The organism is Photobacterium sp. Ph5, from assembly GCF_022129445.1.
Taxonomy (GTDB): domain Bacteria; phylum Pseudomonadota; class Gammaproteobacteria; order Enterobacterales; family Vibrionaceae; genus Photobacterium.
In genome coordinates this window covers 49,434-73,809 of record NZ_JADQAQ010000003.1, presented here as the reverse complement: position 1 = coordinate 73,809, position 24,376 = coordinate 49,434, and the positions used below count along the sequence as shown (strand labels likewise).

The following is a 24,376-nucleotide window of genomic DNA, read 5'->3' as shown; positions in this document are numbered from 1 at the left end:
CATGATAAAGGCTTAAGTCTATGACTTTAAAAAGGCTACTCTATGTACTTCTGGTAATATTTTGTGCATGGTTAGGCTACAACCAACTTGAACAAGTATGGCAAAAAGATCATCAAGTAAAACCTGATGACGAAAAGCCGATGTTCATTGGTAACGATATCAGTAATACAACCTTTGATCCCTCAGGTACTCGTAGTTATCAAATCGATTCAGATCATCTTGAATACTTTGAGAAAAGTGGTCAGACCGATTTTGTAAAACCTGTATTATGGGTATTTAAAGAAGGTAAAAATGCAGAGTGGCGGATAAGTTCCAATACCGCTACCTTAGATAAAAATAATGTACTGAACCTTCATGGTAATGTTCGTATGTTTAACTTATTACCTGATTCAGATATCCAAGTGATCAAAACAGATAACTTGCAATTGAATATTGAAACTCAAGATTTTAATACTCAAGACCATGTCATGATTACAGGCCCCGCCTTCCAAAACCAAGGTGATGGTATGACGGGTAATATGAAACGTAAAGTCGCTAAACTCTTAAAAAATGTGAAAAGCAGATATGAACCGACTGAAAACTAGTGCTCTACTATGCTTATTATGTGTTAGCACATCGTCTTGGGCATTAAAAAGTGATACTAAACAACCTATTAATATCAGCTCTAATAGCCAAGAACTTGATGTACAAAATAACATTGCAACCTTTACTGGTGATGTAAGATTACGTCAGGGCACGATTGATATTCATGCTGATAAAGTTGTTGTAACGCGCCCAAATAGCAATGCCAAAGAGCAAACTATTGTTGCTTATGGTAAGCCAGCCACCTTCCATCAAATTATGGATGATGGTAAGCCTATCGATGGCGAAGCCTTAAAAATGCGCTACGAAACAAAAACAGAATTTTTGAAAATGACGGATCACGCTGTCTTGATTCAAGATGGCAGTGAAATCAAAGGTAATGTCATCACTTATAAGATAGATGAGCAACGTTTGGTTGCAAAAAGTGGCGACAAACAACGTGTAACGACCGTCATCCAACCAAATCAATTGAACAATAACAAGAAATAAACAGTATCTATGGCTATTCTAAAAGCAGAACACCTCGCAAAAAGCTATAACGGACGTAAAGTTGTTTCTGATGTTAGCCTTGAGGTTGAATCTGGAAAAATTGTCGGTCTATTGGGGCCTAACGGCGCAGGTAAAACCACATCGTTTTACATGATTGTGGGTTTAGTTGCACGAGATGAAGGTGTGATCACCATTGATGGTGACGATATCAGCCTACAACCCATGCATAACCGTTCACGTATGGGGATCGGTTATCTACCTCAAGAAGCATCGATTTTCCGCCGCTTAAGCGTTTATGATAACTTGATGGCGGTACTCCAGACGCGCAAAGAATTAACGAAAGAAGAGCGCCAAGACAAAGCAGAAGATCTGTTGGATGAATTTAACATCCAGCATATCCGTAACAGCCTTGGTCAATCATTATCGGGTGGTGAACGACGTCGTGTTGAAATTGCACGCGCATTAGCCGCAAATCCTAAATTTATTTTACTTGATGAGCCGTTTGCTGGTGTTGATCCCATCTCTGTGATCGACATCAAAAAGATCATTGAACACTTACGTGATCGTGGGCTTGGCGTCTTAATAACAGACCATAATGTAAGGGAAACACTTGATGTCTGTGAGCATGCGTATATCGTAAGTCAAGGACAGCTAATTGCTAACGGTACACCTGAGCATGTTCTAAACGATGAACATGTTAAGCGCGTTTACTTAGGTGACCAATTCCGTTTATAACAAGTTACATAGGTCTGCTATTGAAGAAAAAGCCACAGTATAAAAATAATAACGACAAGGTATATCTACGTTAATGAAAACTTCGCTCCAGCTTAAGCTAGGCCAACAACTGGCCATGACGCCGCAGCTACAGCAAGCTATTCGCCTGCTGCAGCTATCTACTTTGGATCTCCAGCAGGAAATTCAAGAAGCCCTAGATGGTAACCCATTGCTAGAGCTGGAAGAAAATGAAGATCTTTCGACAAATGATGATAAAGCTGCGGCAGAATCTTCAACCGACGATATTTCTGACAATATTGATGATATTGAAAGCTTTGACACTGCAGATGCTATCGATACCAATGAAATGCCAGAAGAGCTCCCCGTTGATACCACTTGGGATGATGTTTATAGTGCAGGAACAGGCAGCACAGGCATTGCGCTTGACGATGATATTCCTTCCTATCAAGGGGAAACCACGGAATCGTTACAAGACTATTTAATGTGGCAGGTACATCTAACGCCATTTAGTGAAACAGATCTTGCCATTGCGACTGCCATCATTGATGCTGTCGATGAAAAAGGATATTTATCCTGCTCTGCAGAAGATATCCTCGAAAGTTTTGATGATGATGAACTTGAACTAGATGAAGTTGAAGCCGTATTAAAACGCGTGCAACAATTTGACCCTCTCGGTGTTGCTTCTCGTAATTTACAAGAATGCTTGTTACTGCAACTGGCTACCTACCCAAACGATACTCCATGGCTCACTGAAGCCAAAATGCTACTGTCTGATCATATTGCACTTTTAGGTAATCGTGATTACCGCCAGCTTATGCGTGACACCAAACTAAAAGAAGCCGATTTAAAAGCAGTAATGGCATTGATCCATTCACTCGATCCACGTCCAGGTAATCGTGTAATTAATTCAGATACCGAGTATGTGGTTCCAGATGTCTCTGTGTTTAAAGACCATGGTAAATGGGTCGTTACTATCAATCCAGACAGTGTGCCACGTATTAAAGTGAATGAGCAATATGCGGCATTAAGCAAAAATACTCGTAATAGTGCGGATAGTCAGTTTATTCGCACCCATCTACAAGATGCTAAATGGCTGATTAAAAGCTTAGAAAGTCGAAATGAAACATTACTCAAAGTCGCTCGCTGCATTGTCGAACATCAGCAAGACTTCTTTGAATATGGCGAAGAAGCGATGAAACCTATGGTATTAAATGATATCGCCCTTGCCGTAGAAATGCATGAATCCACCATATCTCGAGTGACAACACAAAAATACATGCATACGCCTCGAGGTATTTTTGAATTGAAATACTTCTTCTCAAGTCATGTCAGTACGGATAATGGTGGCGAATGCTCGTCTACTGCGATCCGCGCACTGGTGAAGAAACTTGTTGCAGCAGAAAACCAAGCCAAGCCATTAAGTGACAGCAAAATTGCGACACTATTAGCTGAGCAAGGCATTATGGTAGCAAGGCGAACAATCGCTAAGTACCGTGAATCCTTAGGTATTCCGCCGTCGAATCAGCGAAAACGTCTGATCTAGACTAACAGGTCAGATCCAACAAAAGGAAGATGTCTATGCAAATCAATATTACAGGGCACCATGTTGATGTAACCGATTCTCTTCGTGAATATGTCACGACCAAATTTGAAAAACTTGAACGCTTCTTCGATAAAATAAACAATGTCCAAGTTATTCTTAATGTTGAAAAACTTCAGCAGATAGCAGAAGCGACGCTACACATTAACTCAGGGGAAATCCACGCAAAAGCGGATTCTGAAAATATGTATGCTGCGATTGATGAATTGACTGATAAACTCGTCCGTCAATTAAACAAACACAAAGATAAGCTCAACAGCCACTAACTTATGCAACTTAGTCATGTATTGAGCCTGGACTGCACTAAAAGTGCAGTCCCTTGCTCCAGCAAAAAGCGCGCACTAGAACTCATTAGTGAGATCGCGGCCGCTCATCTCGACCAAAACCCACAGCCATTATTCGAATGTATGCTCAATCGTGAAAAAATGGGGACAACAGGTATTGGCAATGGTATAGCGATACCTCATGGGCGTATCAGTAATAGCGATCAAGCCATTGCTGTACTCATTCAATGCCAAGAACCAATTGATTTTGACGCGATTGATAATCAACCCGTTGATCTTCTATTTGCCCTCTTTGTGCCAGAAGAGCAATGTAAAGAGCACTTAAAAACCCTTGCAAGCATGGCTGAAAAGCTAGGCAACAAGCAAATATGTAAACAGCTTCGTCATGCAACAAGCGATCAAGAGCTGTATCATATCCTTACCGATGAATCGTGATTTCTCGCGCATAATCCCAATTACCGAGGTAAATAAACCATGATGTTAATGGTTGTAAGTGGCCGTTCTGGTTCTGGAAAATCTGTCGCCCTACGTGTACTTGAAGATCTCGGCTATTACTGTGTCGATAACCTTCCAGTTAACCTTCTGCCGCAATTTGTCAAAGATATTGCCCACACAGAGCAAGATATTGCAGTCAGTATTGATGTACGTAACATGCCTCAGCAGCCGGGTGAAATACAGCGTATTCTCAAATCTCTAGAGCACGATGTTGACGTTAATGTTCTTTTTCTCGATGCAGATAACAAAGAGTTAGTTAAACGTTATAGTGAAACTCGCCGCTTACACCCCTTATCTCGCCACAATATGACACTAGAGCAAGCTATAACCTCTGAAAGTGCCATTTTAGGTGATTTAAAAGAACATGCTGACTTGGTCATTGATACTACAAGTAAATCAATTCATGACTTAAGCGAAACGGTTCGTGCCCGAGTATTAGGTCGAGAAGCAAAAGAACTCATTTTAGTTTTTGAATCATTTGGCTTTAAGTATGGTTTACCTTCAGATGCCGATTATGTATTTGATGTTCGCTTTTTACCCAACCCTCACTGGGTACCTGAACTCAAACCCCTAACAGGGCTCGATCAAGGGGTAAAAGATTTTCTTTCCAGCCAAAGTGAAGTGAATCAACTCAATTACCAAATCCGTAATTTCATCGAAACCTGGTTGCCAATGCTTGAGAAAAACAACCGTAGCTATGTCACGGTGGCTATTGGTTGTACTGGCGGTCAACATCGTTCGGTCTATATTGCACAATCTCTTGCTGACTACTTTGAACATCAAGGTCAACAAGTTCAAGTTCGTCACCGTACGTTAGAAGAAAAACAATGACAGTCCAACGCGAATTATTTATTAAAAATCGACTCGGCTTACATGCTCGTGCTGCAATTAAACTGGTTGAACTAGCACAAAGCTTTACCGCAGTGATCACTGTCAGTAATGATGATGTATCAGCCACTGCTGACAGTGTCATGGGGCTTTTAATGCTTGATTCCGCGCAAGGACAAAAAATCATGGTAAGTGCTGAAGGCTCAGATGAAATATCCGCACTTGACGCGATTTCAGCTTTAATTGAAGCCGGATTTGATGAAGAAAATTAAACATTACGTTTAAGACTCAATACCGCTCCCTTTTCTATTACACTTTAAATCATTTTCTCGTGTGAAATTGACAACTAAGTCTGAAATTCTGCTTCAATTACCGCTATTATTAATAACTCTGTAGGCAACTGGCGATAACTTTCCGTTAAATAACCAAGTAATTGTGTATGTGGTATATGTGTAAAGGATAAATCTACTCATTATACGTAAAACATGTGAGACAAAAGCTAGGTGATTACGTTAAAATTCAGCTTATTGCGCCATCAAAATATAAGTGGGCCTAATACCTATGGCGGATGTATTAGAACAAGATCAAACCCATCAACGACTCCAAGAAGTTAATACTGCATTAGAAAATGGCATGTTTGTCCATGTTCGTCGACTCCTTCAAGAAATGGAGCCGGAAGATATTGCACATCTGTTGGAAGCCTCTCCACCGAAAGAACGTCAAGTGCTATGGCAACTGACGGATCCGGAAGAGCAAGGTGAAATCCTTGATGAATTATCTGAAGATGTAAAAGATGGTATCGTCTCGCAAATGGAGCCAGAAAAGCTGGCGGCTGTTACCGAGGGGATGGAAAGCGATGATGTCGCTTATGTACTGCGTAGTCTTCCTGATGAGCGTTATCAAGAAGTTCTGGCGCAAATGGATACCACAGATCGTCATCGTATAGAGAAAGCGTTAGCGTACCCTGAAGATTCAGCTGGCGGCATGATGAGTACCGACTTCATCACAATTCGTGGTGATGTTACCGCTGATGTTGTCTTACGTTATTTGCGAATGCGAGGCGAATTACCTGAAGCAACTGATGCTTTATATGTGGTTGATAGCAACGAAACCTTAATTGGTCATTTATCTCTTGCTGCACTAATTACGACGCAACCAGACATTGAAATCAAAGATGTTATGGAAGATGCAGATGAAGCTATTCCTGTCGATATGCCTGACAGTGAAATCGCCAATCTGTTTGAACGTCGTAACTGGGTTTCAGCGCCCGTTGTCGATCACAATAACTTGTTACTTGGTCGTATCACTATTGATGACGTGGTCGATCTCATCCGTGAAGAAGCCGAACACTCGATGATGAGTATGGCGGGTATGGATGATGATGAAGATACTTTTGCGCCGGTTTTAAAGTCAGCAAAAAGCCGTAGTATCTGGCTTGGTGTTAACGTTTTAACGGCATTAGCGGCAGCATCTGTTTCCAACATGTTTGAAAACACTTTACAGCAGATGGCTACCGTTGCCGTACTAATGACAATTGTTCCATCAATGGGTGGTGTTGCGGGTAACCAAACCGTTGCTCTAGTTATTCGTGGTTTAGCTGTTGGTCACATCGGTGATACCAACACCCGCTGGCTACTGAGTAAAGAAGCTCGTGTCGGATTAATTAATGGCTTTGTTTGGGCATTAATTATCGGCGCTGTTGTGGTGGTCTGGAAAGGCAGTTTAATGCTAGGTGCTATCATGGCTGGCGCTATGCTCGCGAACTTATTTGTCGCCGGTGTTGCTGGGGTATTGATCCCTATTGGATTGAAAAAACTCAAGATCGATCCAGCATTAGCTGGCGGTATGGCATTAACGACGTGTACTGATATTGTCGGTTTAATGGTGTTCCTTGGTCTTGCGACTATCTTCATTACACCGTAAAAAAAGCTCTTTCCTATAACAGGAATAAATAAAAAGCCCGAATCAACATGATTCGGGCTTTTCGTTTTAATCAATGTAGCAAAAATTACTCACCAGCAATTTTCATTGAATCTAATAGCATCGAGCCTGTTAATATCTGACTACGAGTTTCAGTATCATTACCAATAGCCACAATATTCTGCATCATGTCTTTTAAATTACCGGCAATCGTAATTTCAGACACTGGATATTGAATTTGGCCGTTCTCAACCCAGAAACCTGCCGCGCCACGCGAGTAATCACCTGTTACGATGTTCACACCTTGGCCCATTAGCTCTGTGACTAATAAACCACGATCCATCTTCTTCAGCATTTGCTCAAAAGACTCACCGGTTGATTTCACCATCCAGTTGTGAATACCACCAGCATGACCTGTTGGCTGCATATTCATTTTACGAGCAGCATAGCTGGTTAGTAAGTAAGTTTGCAGCACACCATCGGTAATTATCTCACGATCATAAGTGGCTAAACCTTCACTATCAAACGGGGTACTCGCCATACCACGTAAGATATGTGGGCGCTCGCTAATACCTAACCACTCGGGGAAAATTTGTTCACCTAGCTTATCAACTAAGAAAGAAGATTTTCGGTACAGATTAGCACCACTGATCCCCATTACAAGGTGACCAAATAAGCCTGTTGCTACATCAGCTGCAAACATCACTGGTGCTTCACGTGTTGTTAACTTTTGTGCGTCAACTCGACCAACAGTTCGCTCGGCTGCATGGCGACCAACACGCTCTGGTGTCCACATATCAGAGGCTAAACGTGAAGTGGTGTAGCTGTAATCTCGCTCCATCTCACCGTTTTTACCTTCAGCTATCACACAACAACTGATGCTATGGCGACTTGAGGCATAACTTGCCAACATGCCGTGGCTGTTACCATAAACACGGACGCCGTAATGGCTATCATAACTTGCGCCATCACTTTGTTTAATTCGAGGATCATAAGCGAGTGCCGCTTCTTCAGCCGCAATAGCAATCGCAGCAGCACGATCTGGCTCTGGTTCATCTGGGTGGAATAAATCCAAATCAGGAATATCACGTGCCATTAATTCTTTCGGACCAGGCCCTGCAAAAGGATCTTCCGAAGTGTAATTAGCAATATCCAGTGCGGCTGCTACTGTCTGAGCAATTGCTGATTCACTTAAATCAGAAGTTGATGCGCTGCCTTTGCGATTTCCGCGATAAACAGTGATCCCTAATGCGCCATCACTATTAAATTCAACATTCTCAACATCACACATACGTGTAGATACACTGATCCCTGTTGTTTTGTTAATGGCTACTTCGGCGGCATCCGCTTGTTTACCGGCGACTTCCAGTGCTTTCGCAACCGCAGCTTCCAGTTCAACACGCTGCTGGGCTACCTGTTCTCTTACGTCCATACAATCACTTAAGGTTAGAGTTTTGCTTATTGGTTATAGAATAATGTAATTTACGCCCAAAATCGTTATTAAACTGATAAAATAGAGCTATTGATAGTGTTAGTGAGCCCATTATGAGCCGTAAAAACAAGAAAGCCCCTTGGGATGAAGAAGAAGAAATCATCTGGGTAAGTAAATCCGAGATGAAACGCGACATGGATGCGCTACAAAAAATTGGTGAGGAGTTAGTTGAATTAACCCCTAATGCACTTGCTAAGATGCCTCTTGATGACGAAATGATGGATGCAATTAAAGACGCTCAGCGCTTTAATAAAGAAGCACGTCGCCGTCAACTTCAATATATCGGTAAGCAAATGCGCTTTATCGATATTGAACCAATCCAAGCGGCACTCGATAAATTACGTAATAAGCACTCTCAGCATACTGTAGCGCTGAAAAAACTTGAGCTAAAGCGTGATAAGTTAATCGAAAATGGCGATAGCATGATCAATGCAATCTTGGTCGATCACCCTGATGCAGATCGCCAACATTTACGCCAACTTGTTCGCCAAGCAACAAAGGAAAAATCACAAGAGAAGCCGGGTAAGGCTTACCGTGAAATTTTCCAATACCTAAAATCTTTATACCTAGAAGACTAAGTGATCACTCACATTTTCTAGCACTAATAAAGTAAAAAAAGCCAGCAAGGTTTATCCCTGCTGGCTTTTTCTTTATCAAATAGACGTACGAGAAGATTTACTCAGTGCCACCTACTGTCATTGAATCAATTTTCAGGGTTGGCTGACCAACACCCACAGGTACGCTTTGTCCCGCTTTACCACACACACCCACACCACGGTCGATATCTAAGTCATTACCAACCATAGAAACTTGCTGCATCGCTTCAATACCGCTACCAATTAAAGTCGCGCCTTTAATTGGACGAGTGATCTTACCGTTTTCAATTAAGTAAGCTTCTGATGCAGAGAATACAAATTTACCCGATGTGATATCGACCTGACCACCACCGAAGTTAGGGGCGTAGATGCCTTTCTTCACACTGGAAATAATTTCTTCTGGTGTATGCTCACCAGGCAGCATGTAAGTGTTTGTCATGCGAGGCATAGGTAAATGCGCATATGACTCACGACGACCATTACCGGTAGGTGCTACGCCCATTAGACGTGCATTAAGCTTATCTTGCATGTAGCCTTTCAGCTTACCGCCTTCCACCAGCACATTGTATTGTGAAGGCGTTCCTTCATCATCAATGTTAATAGAGCCACGGCGATCAACCAGTGTACCGTCATCAACAATGGTACATAACGGTGATGTTACTTGCTCACCTAACTGACCAGAAAACATCGATGAACCTTTACGGTTAAAGTCACCTTCAAGACCATGACCGACAGCTTCATGTAACAACACGCCAGGCCAACCTGCACCTAAAACGACCGGCATGGTACCAGCTGGGGCTGCGTCTGCTTCTAGGTTAATCAATGCTTGGCGGATAGCTTCATCAGCAAAATACAATGCTTGGCTTTTACCATCGATTTCAGTTAAGAACGTTTCATAGCCGTAACGGCCACCGCCCCCCGCACTACCACGCTCACGTTTATCGCCTTTTTCAACCAGAACACTGATAGATAAACGAACAAGCGGGCGAATATCTGCCGCATAAGTGCCATCAAGTGCGGCAACTAACACCTCTTCATAGACACCATTGATGCTAACAGACACTTCAGTGACTAACGGCTCTTTAGTGCGAATATAACGGTCAATCTCTTCCAATAATGCAATTTTTTGAAATTTATCAAGGCTACCTAATGGATTAATAGGCGCATAAATACCCGATGGCGTTAATGGGCTAAAGGTTTGTACTTTGCCATTTCCCCCTTGGCGCACAATACCACGTGCCGCTTTTGCACTTTGCGTTAGTGCCAATGGGTTTATTTGATCAGAATATGCAAAACCAGTTTTTTCGCCAGCAACCGCACGTACACCTACACCGCGATCGATATTAAACGAACCATCTTTAATAATACTGTCTTCCAGTACTAATGACTCATGCCAGCAAGATTGGAAATAAATATCGGCATAATCCACATCTCTTGCTGCAATTAGCCCAAGGATATTATGCAGTTCATCACGGCCAAGACCTGATTGATCTAGCATGGTATTTTCTACGGTGTTAAGGGTCATTAATTTGCTCTTAAATTATTTAGCGCGGTTGAACACAAAACTTCACATGTTCAGCAACAGGCATGTTGGCGCGGATCTTCTCTGATAATTGTAAATCAATATTGGCAGTCAGAACACCGGTGCCTTGCTGTTGACATGCAACAATCTGTCCCCAAGGATCAATGATCATTGAGTGGCCCCATGTTTCTCGCCCTTCATTGTGCTCGCCCCACTGCGCAGCGGCAATCACCCAACATTGGGTTTCAATAGCACGAGCTCGTAATAATACTTCCCAATGCGCTTTACCTGTTAATTTAGTAAAGGCTGCTGGCACAACAATAATATCGGCACCTTTTTCGCGTAGCGCACTGTATTGCAATGGAAATCTTACATCATAACAAATCGACATACCGATATTACCATACGGGGTTTCTACCACTTTAAGTTCATCACCCGCTTTAAAAGTATCTGATTCTCGGTAGCTACGGTGTTTATCGGCAACATCAACATCGAACATATGCAGTTTATTATAATGCTCTTGGAGTTGTCCTTTATCGTTATATAACAAACTGGTTGATGTAATTGAGCCATCAGGTTGTAAAATAGGCATTGAACCAAGTAAAAGCCAAATACCTAACTTTTCAGTTAATGCTGATAATTCTTTTTGAAATGGACCATCATTGAGTGGCTCAGCCCATTGTTGATAATCTGCTTTACTACCAAAAACTAAGGTGTTTTCAGGGGTTACAATCAGTTTCGCCCCTTGTAACTGAAGTCCTTTCACTTTCTTTTTTAATTTAGTGAGATTATGTTCAGGATCGGCTCCCGAATTCATTTGTACTAAACCAATCTTCGCCATCACCGTCTCCCTGAACCTATACACTTGTTATACTCAACATATAACGTATTTATTACGATCTATCTCTTTGTTGTACCACTGATAAAAATTAACGCAACCCATTCATTTAGCTTACTCATCAGGTACGGTATATTCGCCAGATAAGCGTGAACGCTCAGTAACATTTGGCGATTCAATCGAACCCGTTACTTGATAATTAACCTGAGTGATCACATCTAACACGGGTGATAATACGGTTGAAATAGCAAATACATATAACGCTGTTTGTGGCGCTACAGCAAAGGCCGTTAACACGGGTAAGCCAGAGGTAAAATCAGGAATAAACTTCACATTGGCATTAACCTTTTCATTCACTAAATCGACCTTGCCTTTAATGTACATATCACCCGCTAGTGCTTGCATCTTGATATCGTTACTATAAAAGGTGCCTTGCTTAATTTTTCCTTTTCCTTTGATATAGTTAAACGCGAGACCATTATCAAATACTCCAGAGAAATCGAGCTGCATTTTACGAATAATAGAATCTAAACTAAACAGACCAAGTAATCTCCCTGCACCAAATGCGCCACTTACCAGCCCTTTACCAATATCTGTTTTCACCTTGCCATTTAATGTACGGCGATCCATCGCCCAAGGAGAGCCTTGCCATGACGCCGATACATGCGTATCAAACGAGGCATTTTGTACGCCACCTTCTATACCGAAGCGGCTCAATAAATCGGAGCTATTATCACCTTTCACCATAAAACTTAACGCAGAATAATTACGCTTATCTTTAAAATACCAACTTCCTTTAGCATCTAAGTTGATATTACCTGCATTAATCTCAAGTTTTTTTAACGTTAATTGGTTTGGCGATTTATCAAGTACCGCACTGATTTTTCCTAATCGATATCCCTGCAACCATGCCTCCGATATCGTAAGTTTAATAGCAGGGATCGCAGCCATTATCTTACGATCGAGTGCTGTGATTATCGGAGATAATAAAGGAGGCGCTTTTTTAGTAACATCAGCTTGTTGCTGAGTAACTGACTTTTTATCTAATTGTGGGAAGTTAAGATGAAGGGATTTAAAGATCGCATTCACCATATTTTTCTGATCCCAAGTAATATAGCCTTCAGCTTGTCGGCTTTCTAGTTTCACGGACCACTGGTGACCATGTCTGACATGCAAATTAACATCATTCCACACTAATCCGCCCAAGGTTAACTGCTTAACTTTTGCCTCTATCTTGCTTGGAATCGGCCATACAATCCCCTCATTACCATGACTTTTATTGGTGTTTGATTGTTGCCATTTATTCGCAAGAGCGATCCACGGATCAACATTGAATGCCCTAGTATCAATATTCACCACATGTCCAATACCTAATGATGACTGAATCTCTTTTTTACCAATCATCAAATTACTGGCTGCTAATTGTGGTTTTCCATCGATAAGGTTCACACGAACTTGGTAAGCCGCATCAGGCATCTGAAGTTGCCCATTCAAGCTTTGTGCATTGCCATCAACATTCACCGTCATAAACTGCGATTGATTTTGCTTGGGTTGATGATAAAGCGGATACGGTAAATCACTCTTGATGTGCTCAAGGGGCAGTAAACTTTTTACTTTATAAGTAAAGTTGTCACCTTCTAAATCCACCTGAACATCTGTTTTCCAATCACTGCTACCGGATAGGTAATTTAATAATTGAACAGGAGCATAAGGTTGTAAACGGCCTACTTGCCAATCACCAGCCACATAAACATTCACTCGGTAGTGATTGCTTTCAACATTATTCCCCGTAAATCCAAGACTTATCGGTTGTTCAAATAGCTTGCCGCTTAAGCCTTTGGCCCTAATTTTGGCATTATCAAAGGTTAAACTGCCATTAGTGTCATCAACAGTCAGAGTTGGAGTTTGTAAATCGATACGATTATTTTTAAAAAACACCAGACCTTTCGCATCCACATCACTGCCATCAAAAGGAATATCAAGTGTTAATTTAGCAGCAACAGGCCCATTCACCCTCACCGTTTGTAATGCGCTACCCACAGAATCAGCTAATGGTGTTTTCAGCATGTACTCTGTAACACCTTGGCCATTAGCGGCAAGATCAAGTGCTAGTTTCAAATGTCCATCAGGGGCTAATTTTGCCCCACCAATCACATTAGATCCGACGGCTGATAACGTTTTTACATGACTGGCATCGACCGTCATGCGATCATTTTTAAAGCCTAAATTAAGATTGAGATCCGTTAATAATGGCCAATCAGGATCAAACTGAAACCTTGCTTTTTTAAGTGGGACCTTAACTTCAAAGACACCATCATGATTAGGGTAAGGGAATGTATTTAAAGGACCAAACCAAAGTAACTCAGCGTCTTTCACCGTACCGCCTTTTATCGCGGTAGCTAGATAATGGGTTAATTTATTACCAAGCGCTGGACGAGGTAAATAACGCCATGTTTGCCCAGCATCTTTAACCGACGCCTCACCATAGAAAGCCAACCATGCTGGCGCTTTTTGATAAAAATCGAGTCTAAACTGCCCTTTTGCATTGAGATCTGGAGTAGCAATACTCAATTTATCGCTCCATAAACTGGTGCCTTGATTATCATGCTTCCAATACGCATCAATCGTCGCATCATTAATGTTTAATGGTTTCGGAAAAACCTTACCATAAGGTAGAGCATCATCATCAACCCGAATAGTCACCGCTCCTTGTGTAGTATCGCCAGCAATACGCGCATTTAACTTATTAATACCAGGCAATAACTGCCATTGCTTGAATGCTAAATCATCAAGATTTAATGAAAAATGAATCGGCTTATTTTGCTCACCCGCAACCCTAATTTTTGTCACCAAGCCTGTCGGTTGTAATGCGGTAATTGCTTCCGTAATACTGTTTGATTTGGGTAAAAACGATCTCAATGGCAGTAGTCGATCTAATTTGATATTGGTCAGTGCGGCTTTCCAATTTACAGGCTGCCATTGCTTATTAAGTGAAAATTGCGCTGCAACATCAAATTTAGGCCACGATATCTTATCGGTAGTAATATCAAATTGTTCGGTATCAATACGCCATACTCGTTGTTGTTGCTCATCTAAGGTTGGTTTTAGACCAACAACACCACCGTTAATAACAATTTGGTGTGATTTATGTTGTGTCGTCCAATCTATATGACTTTTTGCAAGTTGGATCATCGCTGAACTTATCGTGCCTTGATCTAACGATAACCACGCTTGCATACTCAATTTACTGTCTGAAATATCAGCAACACCAGTAAATTTTTTATTTAGCCACGGTGTGACCGAAATGTTTTTTCCTTTGAGATATAGCGTTCCATTAAGACTAGACAAACCACCTTGTTCGGTAATATCTGCTTTTATGTCAACTTGACCTAATGGACTATTCATCAATCCAACAGAACCTTCAGCAAAATGATGCCCTCCCTCATTTCGCCAGTTAAGTTGTGTAACGGCTAAATGTAGTGCTTTACCAGAAGGAGAAGGTACGGTGACCATCGCGTTTTTTAATGTGACATTATCAATACGCGTGAAAAAAAACTGTTCTAACCGTTTAGCAAAAGAAATATCAGAAGAGGGTTTTGAAGCACTACGTGGGAGTTGTGTAATATCTAAATCGAACTGTTCAATTTGAACATGTTTAAAGACAGGTCTAAATGTCATCACTGACTGCCAGAAATCCAAAGAGATCTCAGCCTGACCAACCTTAACTAATGGGGCTGAATTGCTCTGTTCAGCAGCAGATAGTTGCTTGAATTTTATTTCGGGGCCAGATAATAGCCAACGTCCATCAATATTTGCGACCGATATTTGGGTATGTGTTTGCTGAGAAAGCCACTGCGTTATTGGCTGGCGATAATGATCAAGATGAGGAAGAGAAAAGCGGAGAGTGCTGATCAAAATAGCCAATGTTACTGCAACAATAACCACTAACCACAATACACCACGTAAGGTTTTTACCACCATACGGTTCACTGACTCTTCCCCATTTGTATCATTACATCATTACCACATCAAACTGCTCTTGGTTATATAGCGGCTCTGGTTTTATTTTTACTTGTTTACCAATAAAGACTTCAAGTTCAGCTAAAGCATGTGATTCATCACCCATTAAGGCCTCACCGACGGCTGATGAAACATACACTATAAATCGATCGGCGTCGTAAGCACGATTGACTCGGGTAATTTCTCGTAAGACTTCATAACAAACGCTCTCAACGGTTTTTACCGTACCGCGACCATGACAGGAAGGACAAGTACCACACAGCACATGCTCAATACTTTCACGGGTACGCTTACGCGTCATTTCAACCAAGCCTAATTGCGTAAAACCATTAATATTGGTTTTTACACGATCATAAGAAAGTGCTTGCTCAAGCGCTTGTAAAACACGTTGTTGGTGTTCATCAGAGATCATATCGATAAAATCAATAATGATAATGCCGCCTAAGTTACGTAGTCGTAATTGGCGGGCAATCGCTTTTGTTGCTTCAATATTGGTATTAAAAATAGTCTCGTCGAGATTTCTTCGCCCAACAAACGCACCGGTATTAATATCAACCGTGGTCATCGCTTCTGTTTGATCGATGATCAAATACCCGCCAGACTTCATTTCAACTTTACGATCTAAGGATCGTTGAATTTCAGACTCAGTATCATAGAGATCAAAAATAGGCTGCTGGCCTGAATAATATTCAATATTATCTGTTACTTCAGGCACGAACTCATCAGTAAATTCTTTTAATTTATCAAACGATAAACGTGAATCGACTTTAATGTTGTCAATTTCAGTACCAACAAAATCACGTAAAATACGTTGTGCAAGTCCTAGCTCACCGTAGAGCATTGAACGTGGTTTATACTTAGCACGACGCTCTAATACTTTACGCCATAAGTGCTTTAAGAAAGCGGCATCTTGAGCAACTTCATCAGTGTTCGCTCCTTCTGCTGCGGTTCGGATAATAAAGCCACCTAAATCATCACAATGCTGTAGTACCGCTTTTTTCAAACGATCACGCTCTTTCTCACTTTCAATACGTTGAGATACACCGACATGGCTTGCTCCCGGCATGAAAACAAGGTAACGAGATGGTAAGGTAATATCCGTCGTTAAACGCGCACCTTTGGTTCCCAGAGGATCTTTCACCACCTGTACGACAATGTCTTGACCTTGACGAACAAGTTCTGAAATATCGCGCACCTGAAATTGTTTTTTCTCGTTTTCAGCCACACATTCAGTATGAGGAACGATATCTGAAGCATGTAAAAATGCCGCTTTGTCTAATCCTATATCGACAAATGCCGCTTGCATACCTGGAAGTACGCGACTTACTCGCCCTTTATAAATATTTCCGACGATACCGCGTTTCGATTCACGTTCAATATGGATCTCTTGCAATACGCCATGTTCAATCATTGCGACACGGGTTTCACTCGGCGTCACATTGATCAGCAGTTCAGTGCTCATGATTGCCTCTACTTATAACTTTAAAAAATCTTGTAACAGGATGTCGGTTTCCACTAACGGCAACCCCATCACTGCATAAAAACTGCCATCGATACGTTCAACGAATTTGCCACCTAAGCCTTGAATGCCATAACTGCCCGCTTTATCTTGTGGCTCTCCACTTTGCCAATATTTTTTGATTTCGTTATCTGACAAAGGTTTAAACCACACTTGCGTGATCACTAGCTTAGTTTCAATCCTTTCTTTCGTTGCGACTGTCACTGCGGTCATCACTTGATGTTGACGACCAGACAGTATTTTCAGCATACGCGCTGCATCATTAAAATCGACAGGTTTTTCTAATATTTGCAGATCAGCCACAACAATTGTGTCAGATCCTAAAACAGGTAAACCAGTTGGCGCAGCTTTTACTCCGGCTAAGGCTTTGTCTCGCGACAAGCGCTGAACATAATCTTCAGGGCTTTCACCTATTTGGTGAGATTCTTCAACATCCACCACGACACGCTCAAACTGATAGCCTAACTGATTTAATAACTCCATTCGACGAGGCGAACCTGAAGCAAGATATAATTGAATTGCAGCCATGTTACACCTCAAACTTACATTTATACTTTAAATACATTTAATTATAAATAAGGGGAAGACCGATTGGCTTCCCCTTTTTGTTATTGCTATTAACGAATCGAAAACTTACGGCGTATACGCCGTAGTAATAAGAACAACCATGGCCATAATATAAAGTTTAATACGACAGCCCATAATTGTTGTGGCTCAAAAGTCACATTTGAGACTAAATATTCAGCCCAATATTCAATAAGCTTGCCAGCTAATGACAATAGCGCGAACACTATTGCTTGTTGTCCTAATGACAGGTTACGTAGCACCCTAAAATTTAAAGCAACAATATAAGCAATCACCGACATCATTAAGCCACGAACGCCCAGTGTTGATCCTAAAATCAGATCCCACAATAAGCCTATAATCAAAGCACTTCCCACATTAACACGATGTGGTAAGGCTAATACCCAATAACAGGTGACCAGCAATACCCATGAAGGTCGAAACGGTTCCAGCACTCCTGGCCAAGGAGCCGCTTGCAACACCAGAGCAAAAACGAATGATAGCCAAATCCAAATTCGGCCATGTGCTTGGCTAGTTGGCATTATTCACCTCATTGTTTGGCTTTTTATTTTCAACGGGTGCAGCTGGTTTTACATCACTTGCAGGTACTGCTGGAGAAATAGTTGAAACCGCACTTGAAGGTGCAATAGCGCCTACAATTGGCGTTTCTGCCGCTTTCATTCTATCGGTTGGCCACACTAATAATAAGTAACGTAATCGATCAAATTGTACCGTTGGTTTAGCGATGATTTGTGCAAATGGGCGTTTATTATCAAAAGAGAATTCAGTCACCCTTGCGACCGGATACCCTTCAGGATAGCGCCCACCAAGCCCAGAGCTCACCAATAAATCACCGACACGAATATCCGTGCTGCTTGGTACATGTTCAAGTTGAATTTCATTACTTTTTCCTGTCCCTGTTGCAATAACACGAATATCGTTACGCACAACTTGTACGGGAATAGCATGAGTAGGATCAATCAGTAATAAAACACGACTATTATGCGCGCCAACATAGGAGATCTGTCCGACAATACCTTTATCATTAATAACTGGTTGGCCTTCATACACCCCATCAACACGCCCTTTATCAATCATCACTTGATGACTATAAGGATCAGAATCGACCGCCATCACTTCAGCGATCATCTTACGCTCACCACGAACAAACGGTGAACCTAATAAATTTCTTAAACGCTGATTTTCTTGCTGTAATTGATCAAGCAATAAAACATTACTTTTCATCACCAACAAATCACGCTTCAACGCTTTATTCTCAACTAATAATTGCTGATGAGAACTCATTTGACCATTAAGGCCATCGAGTAATTCACGCGGTAAATTAGCCGCATACTGAAGCGGAGCGATTGCTGAGTTCAAAAAATAACGAACATTGGCAAAAGCATCAAGACGACTATCGGCTAGCATAAGGCTAGCCGATAGTAATATGGCAAGAAACAGGCGTAATTGCAGAGAAGGACCTCTGCCAAAGATAGGTTTCATCTAACGCTATAACCTGTTTTATAGAAAACTAACGCAGGCATTATTACTCTTCGCTGAAGAGATCGCCACCGTGCATATCAATCATTTCTAACGCTTTACCGCCACCACGAGCCACACATGTTAGTGGATCTTCAGCAACAACCACAGGAATACCTGTTTCTTCGGTTAGTAAACGATCTAAATCACGAAGTAGTGCACCACCACCTGTCAGTACCATACCACGCTCTGAAATATCAGATGCAAGCTCTGGCGGACACTGTTCTAGCGCAACCATTACTGCAGATACAATACCAGTTAATGGCTCTTGTAGTGCTTCTAGGATTTCATTTGAATTTAACGTAAAGCTACGAGGTACACCTTCAGCAAGGTTACGACCACGTACTTCAATCTCACGTACTTCATCGCCTGGATAAGCTGAACCGATTTCATGCTTAATGCGCTCAGCCGTTGCTTCACCAATCAAGCTACCGTAGTTACGACGAACGTAGTTGATCACAGCTTCGTCAAAACGGTCACCACCAATGCGAACAGATGATGAGTAAACCACACCATTAAGTGAGATAACGGCAACTTCTGTTGTACCACCACCGATATCGATCACCATTGAACCTGTTGCTTCAGACACTGGCATACCAGCACCGATGGCAGCCGCCATTGGCTCATCGATTAAGTAAACTTCACGAGCACCTGCACCTTGCGCTGATTCACGGATTGCACGACGTTCAACTTGAGTAGAGCCACAAGGAACGGCAACCAAAACACGAGGACTTGGGCGTAGGATACTATTATCGTGTACTTGCTTAATAAAATGCTGCAACATTTTTTCAGTTACATAGAAGTCAGCAATTACACCGTCTTTCATTGGACGAATAGCAGCGATATTACCTGGAGTACGACCAAGCATTAATTTTGCGTCATGACCTACCGCAGCAACACTTTTTGTTGCGCCTGCACGGTCTTGACGGATTGCAACCACAGAGGGTTCATCTAGAACGATGCCCTGTCCTTTGACATAAATAAGGGTGTTGGCAGTACCCAAGTCAATAGACAGGTCATTAGAAAACATGCCACGAAGTTTTTTAAACATAGTCTTCGGCTAATCCTGAAAGATCAAAATTCGTTAAATTGCACTAAATGTACCAAGCGCTAGACACTGAAACAAGGTAAGGATTGTCAAACCTGCCACAGATTTGCAATTTATTTGCGCTAAGGCTTAATTTAGCCCTCTTTCACCACGATAAACGATACGATCACTCCCGCGATAGACACCAAATGTCACAATCGCTGATGGATCCTCATCACCCAACTCTCGCCAGTTATAAGTCAACCATGGTTGGTGCGCTTTGTTGGTTTGACTACAACCGATATTTATTGGCGCATCGGTTGCAATACGCAGCCAAAAACGGGTTTGTTGTTTTTTATAATTCGCAGGCGTTGATAACTGAGGATGAGCCTCAATTTGATCACTTTTACCTGCATTGACACTACCCGTTTTATTCATTGTTAACACCGATGTATTAGACTCATCATTAGGGTGTAACGCCTGCTTACAGTAATAATTACTATTATATTCCGAACCACTATCAGCAATATGTGTTTGAAATTCACTGCCATCCCAATGCTCAACCTTTAGCGGTATATTAACAGGTTGATCAAACGGGCTAATTGCATCATCTAACACCATTCGTCCGTAGCGTAAATTAGGTGTCACTTCGAACTGCGCGACAGTATGAGTATCCACCGCATCAGTATCAACCGATGTACTATTTCGAATAGAAATAGGATCATGGTTTTCTGTTATATACCCACCAAAGCGGCTATTACTTGAAGACCAAGGACCATCTTCCTCTGTTGTTGGGTTAATGGCGGCAACAATAGGCTTACGTGCTAATAGCCATGTTTGTTGAACGTCACTATTCCAATACCCCTTAAAGGTCTTCTCTGTCGAACCTGTTGCGTTATGATATGAGAAGCGATGATATAAACTCGTTAATGATGGATGTTCATACGCAGTCAGTGCAACATCCGCTTGATACGCCAAATCAAACTTGTTGTAGTTATTAACTTGATTACCCAACGCATTTTTCGCCTTAATCATTACTTGAGCATTAAATGGTTGGCCTAAATAAGCAAATTGATCATGACCGTTTGGATATATAATGCTATTTGGTTGAAGCTCTAAATATTTAGGGTAAAAACGCCCAATATCACGATAGCCTTGATTAATATTCATGCCTAAATATTTTGCTTGGGGCTTGGCTTGTAAACGAACACTGCCGACTTCACTCCAAGATAAATCGGTATAGGTTAAAGTTTCAGTGTGTTCTTTTACTGTAATGCCTTGCAATTCACCAGGCTTACCATTCACTGGTGTTATTGAATGATCCGATGGAATAGATAATTCAACACGTGCTGCTGGAGCACCTGCTTTAAAAAAGTTAGGTGTTATTACGCTTTCACACAAATCAATGCTACTTGAATACAGACTGTTAATATCTGCAGTTTCAGATCCCGCATTGCGCCAGACAATAGGTTTTACATCCACATCAAATTTATCACCGGCAGCAACAAAGCCTTCACCTGACGATGATGTACCATCGGCCTTAACATATTCGCCATCTTTATTTTTTGGGCATACGGCAAATGTCCACGGACGGGCATGTACTTCAACAGAGCCTTTAAGTACCTCCCACCCATCGTACTCGTCATCAGTGCCTGAGGTTAACTCGCTATCACAACCCGTTTCTAATGAACAATTAGGATCAGAAACAGACAGATTCACTTTACCCGCATCAGGATATTTCAAATCAAATTTCGCCACACCCGATGAGAAATTTAACGTTTCTTGTTCTGTTTTCCACGTATTGCCATTCGGCTTGCTAATTTCAATCTTGCCATTCCCAATTTCTCTCGGCGCAATAAAGGTAGTATTAATAGTTAACTCTTTATTACCACTGTAACCTGTCGCCACTCTTGCCGTTCCATCATTACAAGCCAGAGCTGAGATAGTGACTGAGGTAGGTTTACCCGCAATTGTTTTTATTGGGCTAGGTGTGAAACCAAACTTAAATGGTACAAAGGTATAGTTACCTTCCACCTCATTAGTGATAGTTGAATCAACGGCCTTACCTGTCACTTTTATATTGCCAATATAATTTGGGCTATGTAAACGTAAGCGCCCTTGACCATTTTTAATCGTGACATCTGTTGGTGTATAAGCATCAGATAAAATGGAATCATCATTAGGTAAAGACCAGTGTGCTAAACCAGCTTGCTTAATATCAGTACTAACAGTGACGGTACCATTAAAATCATTGGCTAACTCACCATCTTCCGTTTTGACATTAAATGTTACCAGTAAATCATCACAGGTTAATGAATAATGCTCGGTTGGTGTTATTTCTAATATGTAATTACTATCAGGCGTATTAATACAGATACCATCACCAATAATATTAGATTCTGTATCTAAACGAATATTTCTAGCAGTAACCGCGCCTCTAAGAGTAACTTTCCTCTCTACTCCCAAGCTCGTGTAATTTGCAGAAAATAAGACATTACCCACTGAATATATATATGCGACTATTTCTGCCGTTTCATTTGCTTTTATAGACGCAGGCATATAATCAGTACCTTGATTTAAATCAGAGTCCTTAGTAACACCAAAAATATAAAGATTTTCAGGCTTACCATCAGTGTTTATCTTTCCATTTAAATCTGCATTCCTGACATATATTTCTGTTTTTTTATTTTTATCACGTAATTTAAATATGGAATTTTTATGTAAAGATAAGCTTTCAATTGTATACTTACCAGAAGATAATATAACTGTTGTCCCTTGACCTACTTCAATATTTTTATAAGAACCAAATTCTAATTCTAATGGGTTATTTTTATCATAATGATATATATTATTAATAGTACCATCAGGAACTGATGATATATCTTCATACGGCTGTACTATTAAGCTTTCGTTTAATGTACATTCCCATTTATCTCGAAGATTACGGCAAGTTTCAGACTTTATATTTCCATCATATGCTGATTTTTTAAAACCCAATTCAAATTTTTCTGGCGTGTTATTTTTAATATAGGGACCTTTAATTCCCATCATCACAAGATAGCTATCATCATAATGAGACTGCGCAACACTTGGGAAATACTCACAATAGTCATTAACTTTCGGAGCAAACGCCATAAAGCCAATATGCTCACTGGTATGGTTACGGCTACGTATTCCCACACCATCAGGAATATCTTCATCAATAACAAAACTTACACCGTTATCTGTAAGTTCACAGCGGCGCAGCCAACCGCCTTGACCGCCATTTCGCTCTAACTTACCACCAATAACAAAGGGTAAAGAATCATAGCGTTGCTGAAAACCATTGCTACCATTACAAGCTGATTTTAACGGCTTATCACCTTTCGTTTTAAGAACACTACCTTTAGTAAACTCATATTGGTATCCCCCAGATAAACCAGAAACAGGCTCACTGACAAGGTAGGCTATTTTTTCTGTTTTAGGGAATGGTTTATCATCACCAGGAACATCATTACGTTCAACTCGTGTAATCTCTAAACCTAAATTAAGACCTGCTGTTGTGACAGAATGAACCGCAGAGGTAAACCAACGGTTATTATTTCGTGTTTGTACTTCTGAAAGGACGACTGGCGATTCTGAAAATGAGAAACCATTAAAGTCTATATTCTCATTAGCAGGTTTTGAATCCTCTCCATCACCTGCATATTTTCCCGTATCAATAGAACCCGCATAAATTTTATGACCATCATCAAGTGTCAGTTCGCCCGGCTCCATAACAAAATAACTAATGACTGTCATAGGTTCTTTATTTAAGTCAATATCATCATCTAACGGCGCAGCAAACTGTTTTATGGTGAAGCTTTCTTTCGTCACATTAAGTAAAGAAACGGTTTGAGGTCTATCTGCATCAGGATTATTTGCAGGAATCGTTGGCATTAAAAAAACAAGTGGTGTCTGACTATATTTTTTTTTAAGTGTGATCGTACAACCACTTTCACTGTTTGATAAATGGCATTTATCCGTTGCTGAATACTCATAATGACCAAATTCATACTGGGGATTGGTGTTGGCTGTAGCCTGTACTGAAAATCCAAACAATAACGTCAATAATAGAACAATTACTTTGCCCATGGCTTTAACCCAAAATCCTTTTTACACATACATAGCAATAGGAATTCCATTTCATCCTATGCTCTTAATCAGAACTATTAACTAGTAACATTTTAATCAACATAAAGATACCACCTAGCCACCATGTTATAAAAACGGTTGATAGCAACAAAAGAGACTCATCAATGTTGATTTTTAAGTTGTTTTTGACCGATATAAAAAAGCCAAGCCTTA

The 24,376-nt window shown here is 41.0% G+C and carries 20 protein-coding genes; 10 read left to right on the top strand and 10 right to left on the bottom strand.

Going from position 1 to position 24,376, the window contains the following annotated elements:
• Positions 1-20 precede the first annotated feature (20 nt).
• From lptC to mgtE, 9 genes are all read left to right on the top strand, one after another.
• Complete coding sequence (gene lptC / locus I3259_RS02005; RefSeq protein ID WP_238028093.1) at positions 21-584, top strand: LPS export ABC transporter periplasmic protein LptC; 564 nt, start codon at positions 21-23, stop codon at positions 582-584.
• On the top strand, positions 565-1,071 hold the full coding sequence (lptA, locus tag I3259_RS02000) for a lipopolysaccharide transport periplasmic protein LptA (protein WP_238028092.1): 507 nt from the start codon (positions 565-567) through the stop codon (positions 1,069-1,071). Before lptC ends, lptA begins: the two co-directional genes overlap by 20 nt.
• A 9-nt stretch (positions 1,072-1,080) precedes the next feature.
• Positions 1,081-1,806, top strand: a complete 726-nt coding sequence (gene lptB, locus I3259_RS01995) for an LPS export ABC transporter ATP-binding protein (RefSeq protein WP_005371141.1) — start codon at positions 1,081-1,083, stop codon at positions 1,804-1,806.
• A gap of 73 nt (positions 1,807-1,879) precedes the next feature.
• Positions 1,880-3,349 carry an RNA polymerase factor sigma-54 gene (locus I3259_RS01990; RefSeq protein ID WP_238028091.1) on the top strand — a complete coding sequence of 490 codons (1,470 nt, stop codon included), beginning with the start codon at positions 1,880-1,882 and terminating at the stop codon, positions 3,347-3,349.
• Between the two features lie 35 nt (positions 3,350-3,384).
• Entirely contained in the window at positions 3,385-3,672 is a 288-nt protein-coding gene (gene hpf, locus I3259_RS01985; protein ID WP_006647365.1) for a ribosome hibernation promoting factor, read from the top strand.
• Between the two features lie 3 nt (positions 3,673-3,675).
• Complete coding sequence (ptsN, locus tag I3259_RS01980; protein WP_238028090.1) at positions 3,676-4,125, top strand: PTS IIA-like nitrogen regulatory protein PtsN; 450 nt, start codon at positions 3,676-3,678, stop codon at positions 4,123-4,125.
• A gap of 39 nt (positions 4,126-4,164) precedes the next feature.
• Entirely contained in the window at positions 4,165-5,016 is an 852-nt protein-coding gene (gene rapZ / locus I3259_RS01975) for an RNase adapter RapZ (protein ID WP_238028089.1), read from the top strand.
• The gene (locus I3259_RS01970) at positions 5,013-5,285 is read left to right on the top strand and encodes an HPr family phosphocarrier protein (protein ID WP_238028088.1); all 273 of its coding nucleotides are present in this window, start codon (positions 5,013-5,015) and stop codon (positions 5,283-5,285) included. The genes rapZ and I3259_RS01970 overlap by 4 nt, the downstream gene beginning before the upstream one ends.
• Positions 5,286-5,574: 289 nt before the next feature.
• Entirely contained in the window at positions 5,575-6,936 is a 1,362-nt protein-coding gene (mgtE, locus tag I3259_RS01965; RefSeq protein WP_238028087.1) for a magnesium transporter, read from the top strand.
• An 85-nt stretch (positions 6,937-7,021) separates the two neighbouring features.
• Here mgtE and pmbA read toward each other — a convergent pair whose 3' ends face one another.
• Positions 7,022-8,365, bottom strand: coding sequence for a metalloprotease PmbA (gene pmbA / locus I3259_RS01960; protein ID WP_238028086.1), 1,344 nt, complete (start codon positions 8,363-8,365; stop codon positions 7,022-7,024).
• 113 nt (positions 8,366-8,478) lie between these two features.
• On the opposite strand from pmbA, the gene yjgA reads away from it, so the two are divergent.
• Entirely contained in the window at positions 8,479-9,003 is a 525-nt protein-coding gene (gene yjgA, locus I3259_RS01955; RefSeq protein ID WP_005371125.1) for a ribosome biogenesis factor YjgA, read from the top strand.
• A 97-nt stretch (positions 9,004-9,100) separates the two neighbouring features.
• Here the strand turns inward: yjgA and tldD are convergent, their stop codons facing one another.
• From tldD to I3259_RS01910, 9 genes are all read right to left on the bottom strand, one after another.
• Complete coding sequence (gene tldD, locus I3259_RS01950) at positions 9,101-10,546, bottom strand: metalloprotease TldD (protein WP_238028085.1); 1,446 nt, start codon at positions 10,544-10,546, stop codon at positions 9,101-9,103.
• Positions 10,547-10,565: 19 nt separating this feature from the next.
• Positions 10,566-11,384: a carbon-nitrogen hydrolase family protein gene (locus tag I3259_RS01945; protein WP_238028084.1), complete on the bottom strand. Its 819-nt coding sequence runs from the start codon at positions 11,382-11,384 to the stop codon at positions 10,566-10,568.
• 111 nt (positions 11,385-11,495) lie between these two features.
• Positions 11,496-15,362, bottom strand: coding sequence for a YhdP family protein (locus I3259_RS01940; RefSeq protein ID WP_238028156.1), 3,867 nt, complete (start codon positions 15,360-15,362; stop codon positions 11,496-11,498).
• 31 nt (positions 15,363-15,393) lie between these two features.
• Positions 15,394-16,863 carry a ribonuclease G gene (gene rng, locus I3259_RS01935; protein WP_238028083.1) on the bottom strand — a complete coding sequence of 490 codons (1,470 nt, stop codon included), beginning with the start codon at positions 16,861-16,863 and terminating at the stop codon, positions 15,394-15,396.
• A gap of 12 nt (positions 16,864-16,875) precedes the next feature.
• Complete coding sequence (locus I3259_RS01930; RefSeq protein ID WP_238028082.1) at positions 16,876-17,448, bottom strand: Maf family protein; 573 nt, start codon at positions 17,446-17,448, stop codon at positions 16,876-16,878.
• An 89-nt stretch (positions 17,449-17,537) separates the two neighbouring features.
• Positions 17,538-18,026, bottom strand: coding sequence for a rod shape-determining protein MreD (gene mreD, locus I3259_RS01925; RefSeq protein WP_238028081.1), 489 nt, complete (start codon positions 18,024-18,026; stop codon positions 17,538-17,540).
• Positions 18,016-18,987 carry a rod shape-determining protein MreC gene (mreC, locus tag I3259_RS01920; protein WP_238028080.1) on the bottom strand — a complete coding sequence of 324 codons (972 nt, stop codon included), beginning with the start codon at positions 18,985-18,987 and terminating at the stop codon, positions 18,016-18,018. Before mreC ends, mreD begins: the two co-directional genes overlap by 11 nt.
• A 43-nt stretch (positions 18,988-19,030) precedes the next feature.
• The gene (locus I3259_RS01915) at positions 19,031-20,074 is read right to left on the bottom strand and encodes a rod shape-determining protein (RefSeq protein ID WP_005371106.1); all 1,044 of its coding nucleotides are present in this window, start codon (positions 20,072-20,074) and stop codon (positions 19,031-19,033) included.
• A 126-nt stretch (positions 20,075-20,200) separates the two neighbouring features.
• A complete protein-coding gene (locus tag I3259_RS01910) occupies positions 20,201-24,163 on the bottom strand; it encodes a DUF6701 domain-containing protein (RefSeq protein ID WP_238028079.1) in 3,963 nt (1,320 codons plus the stop codon).
• Between the last annotated feature and the right edge of the window lie 213 nt (positions 24,164-24,376).